This window comes from Nodosilinea sp. P-1105 (genome assembly GCF_012911975.1).
Classification (GTDB): Bacteria; Cyanobacteriota; Cyanobacteriia; order Phormidesmidales; family Phormidesmidaceae; genus Nodosilinea.
Genome location: NZ_SMDQ01000001.1, coordinates 212,634 through 219,555 on the forward strand (window position 1 = coordinate 212,634; position 6,922 = coordinate 219,555).

A 6,922-nucleotide genomic window follows, 5' to 3' on the forward strand; every position below is an offset into this window, starting at 1 on the left:
GCCAATGTTTTGCTGTCTATTCGGAGAATCATATGTCAACGTTAACGGTTTGGAAGTTTGATACCGCTGACGGGGCTGAAAATGCCCTGGAAAAGCTGAAAGGTCTAACCAAGCAAGAGTTGATTCAGGTGCTAGACGCCGCCGTCGTCACGTGGCCCACAGGGCGGAAAAAACCTAAAACCTATCAAGCGGTCAGCACAGTGGGCGTTGGGGCCTTAGGGGGTGCCTTTTGGGGGATGCTGTTTGGCCTGATTTTCTTGGTGCCGCTATTCGGCATGATTGTCGGTGCCACCGCAGGAGCTTTATCTGGCAAATTTACCGACTATGGCATTGACGACGACTTCATCAAAGAATTGCGGGACAAGGTCACCGAAGGCACCTCGGCCCTATTCCTGCTGACCGGCCAGGTCACAGTGGATAAAGTTAGCGCGGCCTTTTCTGATTCAGAAAAAGGTGAGCTAATTCAATCCAACCTCTCCACTGAGCAGGAAGCAAAACTGCGGGAAGACTTCGGCGCTGAAATCTAGTGTGGCGTCAAGTTTTAATTTTAGGGCCGACAGCTGTAGTGACCCACCCTGCCCTCCGAACACCCCTCCGAGGGAGGGGACAGAGCCCGTCAGCCCGCTGTTACAGTAGGGTGTCATGGCCGGGAACTGCGATCGCCGTGGGCTTAACCATCGTCGAAACAATGCCTGAATGTCCACCGCCATTGGGGGGACATTCAGGTATTATTAATGCCGCTAGTTTTCATGTCTCTCGCCAGCCTGTAGATTTAATCTTTCATTTTCGCTAGTTTAAGGACCGCTATCATGAATCTGCGCAAGATTGGGGTTTTAGGCATCAGCCTTGGCCTTGGCTTCACCCTGTTACCAGGGCTAGCCATCGCCGCCGCCAAGCCATCGCCGTCCCCTTCTGCAGTGGCACAAGCTACCGCAGACCCTACCTGTGTGGCCCTACAGGAAATCACTACTGGGGATACTGAAGTCCGTAAACGGATTGAAAATCGGGTGCTGGGCAGCAACAACTGGAATACGGATTTCTTAGTGCCTGGTAACCAACCCTTTCGGTATTTTGTGGCCATTATTACCCCCGAAAATACCGCCACCTACGAAATGTCGGTTAATTTGCGGTTGCCCACAGGGGCCTCAGAACCAGCCTTTAGCACCCGAGCGGATGTGCAAGCTGGGGTCACCTTCTCAATTCCGTTTCAGTCACCCACTGGACGACAGCCATCAGTGGTCAACGTCCGGGTAGGGGGCGTTAATGGCAACGTCTATACGATTGGCGTGGCTGCTTGCCCCTAATCACCTTTCCTCGTACAAATAGGCCGATACTTAGTGGCAATCCAAACTGTTGAAGACCTGATCGGCTGTGGCTTCAGGCGCTTCTCCTTGGGCTAGTATCCAGGCAAACTGGGCTTGGTCGTTGTGCTCCACAAAGGCCAATAGGCTGGTGGCGTCATGGGTACTTTGCGCTTGCTCAAACCGTCCAGTTTGCGCCACAACCGCGACTGGCTGACCACAGAGGGTGCGCTCCTCCACCCGTTCCTCCGCCAGCTGATAATTGCCTTCTACTCAGCACCCCTACCCCGAGGCCGATGAGCAACAATAGGGTTAAACATCCGCCACAGCCGAGGGCAATTTGCTTAGCTCCAACAGCCTGCTGGGGCGGTGGAGTAGGGGAAACGTCGTTGTCCGTCATCGCTGATTACACACTTGCAGTATCTTGTCCCATGTTGGCGACGGCCTCTACTCAACTGCTCCTGTGCCGTCCTACTTGTGCCGTCCTAAAATCAGGCAATGAGTTTTAGTTGGGCGGTTCGGTCAGTCGATCGTCCAGAGTTTTTGTAGACTAGGGATGGACCATGGCAACACCAGATTAAGGAAGCAGCACATCATGGGGTTATTTGATCGCGTCAGCCGAGTGATTCGCTCTAACCTAAATGCCGCGGTGAGTTCGGCGGAGAATCCAGAAAAGATTCTGGATCAGGCCATCATCGACATGCAAGAGGACCTGGTGCAAATGCGTCAGGCTGTTGCTGGCGCGATCGCCAGTCAGAAGCGGGTTCAGCAGCAATATGATAAGGCTCAGAATGATGCCAACACCTGGCAGCAGCGAGCTCAGTTAGCCTTGCAAAAAGGCGATGAAGACCTGGCCCGTCAGGCCCTAGGCCGCAAAAAATCCCAAGCGGAAACGGCCGCCGCCCTGAAAGCCCAGCTTGACACCCAGAGTGTTACGGTAGAGCAGCTTAAGCGCAACTTAATTGGCCTTGAAAGTAAGCTCTCAGAAGCTAAGACCAAGAAAGATATGCTCAAGGCTCGGGCCAGTGCCGCTAAGGCTAACGAGCAGTTGCAAAACACCACTGCCAGCATGAACACCAGCAGTGCCATGGCTGCGTTTGAGCGCATGGAAGAAAAAGTGATGCAAATGGAGGCCACCTCCCAAGCAGCCGCAGAGTTGGCCGGGTCAGATCTAGAAAGTCAGTTTGCCAAGTTGGAAGCTGGCGGCGATGTGGACTTAGAGTTGGCGGCGATGAAGGCTCAGCTATCTGGGGGCAGCGTCGATCAAGGGCAGTTGCCCGGCAGCGAAACCGCTCAGTCCTCTCCCCAAGGGGCCGACGTGGATGCTGAATTAGAAGAGCTCAGGGCCCAAATTGATCAGCTGGATTAAGCTAAAACACCATGCAACTTGCCCAACGACTGCAGCCGCTGCAGGGGAACGTCTTTGCCGACATGGATCGGGCTAAGGCCAGCGCCCGGGCCGCAGGACAGACCATTATCGATTTGTCTCTAGGCTCTTCAGACTTGCCGACCCCGCCCCATGTGTTAGAGGCGATCGCCGCTGCCCTGCCCGATCCCAGTACCCATGGCTACTGCTTGTTCTCGGGCACCCAGGCCGTTCGTCAAGCAGCCGCTGCCTGGTATACCCGTAAATTTGGTGTGCCGGTGGATGCCGAGACCGAGGTACTGTTGCTGATTGGCTCTCAGGAAGGTACAGCCCACCTTCCCTTGGCGGTGCTCAACCCCGGGGACTTTGCCCTGCTGATGGATCCGGGCTACCCGTCCCATGCTGGCGGCGTTTATCTGGCTAATGGTCAGATTTATCCCATGGCCCTCAGGGCTGACCATGGCTTCTTACCCAACTTTGAGGATATTCCTGCGGCTGTTCTAGGGCAAGCCCGCTTGATGGTCTTGAGCTATCCCCATAACCCCACTACCGCCATGGCTCCCTTGAGCTTTTGGCAGGAGGCGGTGACCTTTTGCCAGCACCATAACCTGGTGTTGGCCCATGACTTTCCCTATGCCGACCTGACCTTTACCGGCCAACCGGCCTTGTCGGTGCTACAGGCGGATCCCCAAAAGACCTGCACCATCGAGTTCTTCTCCATGTCTAAGTCTTACAACATGGGCGGGTTTCGCATCGGTTATGCCATCGGCAACGCCGCCATCATCAAGGCCCTGCGCCAAGTGAAAGCCAATGTGGACTTTAACCAATACCCCGGCATTCAGCGGGGGGCGATCGCCGCTTTGACCGGTCCCCAAGATACCGTACAGCACATGATTCACACCTTCCGCCAACGGCGAGATGTGGCTGTACAGGCACTTCACCAGATCGGCTGGACTGTGGACCAGCCCCAGGCCACGATGTACATCTGGGCCAAACTTCCCGAAGCTTGGTCCCAGAACTCCATGGCGTTTTGCACCCAACTGGTGCAAGCAACCGGGGTGGCCTTAGCCCCTGGGATTGGCTTTGGCAAAACTGGTGAGGGGTATGTGCGCATTGCCCTAGTGCATCCCCCTGAAACGCTAGAAGCTGCAATCCAAAAGCTGGCTCAATTTGTGTAGGGCTGGTTTCTGCTCAACCGCGAAAGGCTGAGTTCAGGACCCCTCCCTATACCCCATTCTCCGAGTTAGCATCTGGCCGTTGCTCGGCTAGAAACGCCTCCACATCACGGGTTAAGCTTTGTACCGACTCGTGAATCTCCGCTAGGGCGGCCTCCAACTGGGACGATACCAACATGGTTGACTGCAAACGGTTCAAAATATCCCGTGTTTGCTCTCGGTAGCTGGTCTCAAACTCTTGCCAATCCATAATCATAATTCCTTGTGACGACCATTCAGAAACGATGTGACAATTACTACACTCTAGCTGAAGACGCTTTCCTGGAATAGGGCCAAAAGTCTAGATTTTCTGGCAAAAGTTAGTTGTTATGGCTGAACCCGTTTTATCTATTGAGTGGTTGGCGGTGGGATCGACTCCGTGTAAGTACTGATCAGCCAGAGACAGCAGGGGTTTGCTCTAAAGGCGTGACAGTTAAGCCGAGAAATCCTGACTAGGCCAGGAGCCAGAATTAAGTAGCCAAGAGGGCACAGCCTCACGATCACGGTCAGGGGGTTTACCAGTATCCTAGTAAATACAGTGGTTTAACAGTTGTCATAGCCTAGTGAGTTCTGCGGTTCAGCCCACATTAGTGAATGATCCTGAGCGTCTAGATGCTCGCCTCAAGGAGATCCCCAAGGAGCCTGGGGTCTACTTCATGAAGGATGCCCGGGACCAAACCCTATATATCGGTAAATCCAAGTGCCTGCGTACTCGGGTACGCTCCTACTTCCGGGACTTTCACGGCCACATGCCGCGCATTGCTGTAATGGTGATGCAGGTGGTGGAGATTGAGTTTATTGTCACCGACACTGAGGCGGAAGCGCTGGCCCTAGAGGCCAATCTGATCAAGCAGTACCAACCGCACTTCAACGTCTTACTCAAAGACGACAAAAAGTATCCCTATCTCTGCGTCACCTGGTCCGAAGATTATCCCCGCATTTTTATTACCCGGAAGCGGCGCAAAAGCCTGAAAGACCGCTACTACGGCCCTTACGTCGATGTCGGGTTGCTGCGCAGCACCCTGAGTTTGGTAAAGCGAATTTTCCCCCTGCGGCAACGGCCCCAGCCAGTCCATAGAGACCGACCCTGCCTCAACTACGACATTGGCCGTTGTCCAGGGGTATGTCAGCAGCTGATTTCCTCAGAGGACTACCACAAGACCCTGCAGCGGGTGGTGATGGTGTTTCAGGGCCGCACCACTGAGTTGGTGGATATTTTGACCCAGCACATGGAAAAGGCGGCAGCGGAGATGAAGTTTGAACAGGCGGCCCGCCTACGAGACCAGATTCGTGGGTTAGAGCGCCTTTGTGCCGACCAGAAAGTCGCCCTGCCGGACGATACGGTCTCCCGAGACGCGATCGCCCTGGCGGCAGACGCCAAACATGCCTGTGTCCAGATCTTTCAGGTGCGGGCCGGCCGATTGGTGGGTCGCCTGGGCTTTGTAGCCGATGCTGAATCGGGCTCACCGGGGGCAATTTTACAACGGGTTTTGGAAGACCACTACCAAACCGTTGATGCGGTGGAAATTCCTTCGGTCATTTTGGCCCAGCATGACCTGCCAGACGGGGACATCCTGGCAGAATACCTGAGCCAGCGACGGGGCCGCAAAGTGTCAGTGGAGATCCCCCAGCGTCAGAGCAAGGCCGACCTAATTGATATGGTCGAGCGCAATGCCCAGTATGAACTGGCCCGCACCCAGGCGGTGGCCGATCGCAATACCCAGGCGCTACAGGATCTGGCGATCGCCCTTGATTTACCTGATCTACCCAAGCGCATCGAAGGCTACGACATTTCCCACATTCAAGGCTCAGACGCCGTGGCCTCCCAGGTGGTATTTGTGGATGCCATGCCCGCCAAGCAGCACTACCGCCACTACAAAATTAAAAATCCCGAGGTCAAGGCCGGGCACTCCGACGACTTTGCCAGTATGGCTGAGGTGATTCGCCGCCGCTTTCGTCGCTATGCCGCTAACCCCGACCAACCCAGAGTCGGTAACCCCGACTGGCCAGACCTGGTGATGATTGACGGCGGCAAGGGGCAACTGTCGGCGGTCGTCAAGGTGCTGAAAGACCTCAACCTGCTGCAAGACCTAAAGGTGGTCAGTCTGGCCAAAAAGCGAGAAGAAATCTTTTTGCCCGGTGAGTCTCACCCCCTTAATACCGACGCCGAGCAACCCGGTGTGCAACTGTTGCGCCGCCTGCGGGATGAGGCCCACCGCTTTGCCATTAGCTTTCATCGTAAAAAGCGCACAGACCGCATGCGGCGATCGCGCCTCTCTGACATTCCAGGATTAGGGCAGCACCGCCAAAAAGAACTGTTAGCCGCCTTTCGCTCCATCGACTACATTCGCGAAGCCAGTACCGAACAACTAGCCCAGGTACCAGGGATTGGGCCTCAACTGGCTCGACAAATCTATGAGTACTTTCACCCCCAGGCTGAACCCGCAGATGAGTCGGTCAACCCGGTCAGCTGACCGGTCCAGGCCTGATAGAGCGATTGCCCAGAGCAGGTGGGAAGTATCGATACCAATTGCCAAAAATATGACCACCTTTGCCGATGGCGTCAGGTTCTAGGTGCCAGGTATCAGGTAGGGCAGGGCGGCTGATGTCACAGACTATTAGTCTTTTTTTTCAAGCCGATAGAGGACTACCACCAAAGCAATTACCCCCAGCTGTACCGCCAGGTTCGGTAAAGCACTACTCACATCTCGTCCGGCCAGCAACTGGGTGAAAAAAATAAATGCTCCAATCATCCCTGAAGCTCCAACGGCCCCGTAGATAAACTTGCGTAAGCCTTTATAGGGCGCTTTTGCCTCTGCCTTGAGGCGGGCGTATTTCTCCTGGCTCATGCCTTTAGGTGGTGTCTCTCTGGGGGAAGGGTTAGGGGTCATCAACAAAACCTGTAATGTCAGTACATAGAACAACCCAAGTAGCGCTAAGATTTGCTGCTTGGCACTGTTATACCTCCCGGTTCGCTCATTTCTAAGGAGGTTCCTCAGATTCTGGCCCCAGCCGAGTGTAAATACTCACCGGGAAGTTGA

General features: G+C 54.8%; 8 protein-coding genes. 5 read left to right on the forward strand and 3 right to left on the reverse strand.

The features are described from left to right. The first annotated feature begins 32 nt into the window (after positions 1–32). Together E1H13_RS00915 and E1H13_RS00920 are read left to right on the forward strand one after the other, a co-directional pair. Positions 33–527 (forward strand): DUF1269 domain-containing protein, encoded by a 495-nt coding sequence (locus E1H13_RS00915; protein WP_169611498.1) that lies wholly within the window; start codon positions 33–35, stop codon positions 525–527. Between the two features lie 282 nt (positions 528–809). Further along, a complete protein-coding gene (locus E1H13_RS00920) occupies positions 810–1,304 on the forward strand; it encodes a hypothetical protein (protein WP_169611499.1) in 495 nt (164 codons plus the stop codon). 30 nt (positions 1,305–1,334) lie between these two features. Here the strand turns inward: E1H13_RS00920 and E1H13_RS00925 are convergent, their stop codons facing one another. Continuing rightward, positions 1,335–1,541 carry a hypothetical protein gene (locus E1H13_RS00925; RefSeq protein WP_169611500.1) on the reverse strand — a complete coding sequence of 69 codons (207 nt, stop codon included), beginning with the start codon at positions 1,539–1,541 and terminating at the stop codon, positions 1,335–1,337. 355 nt (positions 1,542–1,896) lie between these two features. Here E1H13_RS00925 and E1H13_RS00930 point away from each other — a divergent pair, with 355 nt between their 5' ends. Continuing rightward, entirely contained in the window at positions 1,897–2,670 is a 774-nt protein-coding gene (locus E1H13_RS00930) for a PspA/IM30 family protein (RefSeq protein WP_169611501.1), read from the forward strand. 11 nt (positions 2,671–2,681) lie between these two features. After that, positions 2,682–3,845: an LL-diaminopimelate aminotransferase gene (locus tag E1H13_RS00935; RefSeq protein ID WP_169611502.1), complete on the forward strand. Its 1,164-nt coding sequence runs from the start codon at positions 2,682–2,684 to the stop codon at positions 3,843–3,845. A gap of 46 nt (positions 3,846–3,891) precedes the next feature. Here the strand turns inward: E1H13_RS00935 and E1H13_RS00940 are convergent, their stop codons facing one another. Next, complete coding sequence (locus tag E1H13_RS00940) at positions 3,892–4,092, reverse strand: hypothetical protein (RefSeq protein ID WP_169611503.1); 201 nt, start codon at positions 4,090–4,092, stop codon at positions 3,892–3,894. Positions 4,093–4,444: 352 nt separating this feature from the next. Between E1H13_RS00940 and uvrC the strand changes: the two genes are divergently transcribed. Then, complete coding sequence (uvrC, locus tag E1H13_RS00945) at positions 4,445–6,355, forward strand: excinuclease ABC subunit UvrC (RefSeq protein ID WP_169611504.1); 1,911 nt, start codon at positions 4,445–4,447, stop codon at positions 6,353–6,355. A gap of 144 nt (positions 6,356–6,499) precedes the next feature. Here the strand turns inward: uvrC and E1H13_RS00950 are convergent, their stop codons facing one another. Further along, positions 6,500–6,772, reverse strand: coding sequence for a DUF3493 domain-containing protein (locus E1H13_RS00950; RefSeq protein WP_169611505.1), 273 nt, complete (start codon positions 6,770–6,772; stop codon positions 6,500–6,502). Positions 6,773–6,922 lie beyond the last annotated feature (150 nt).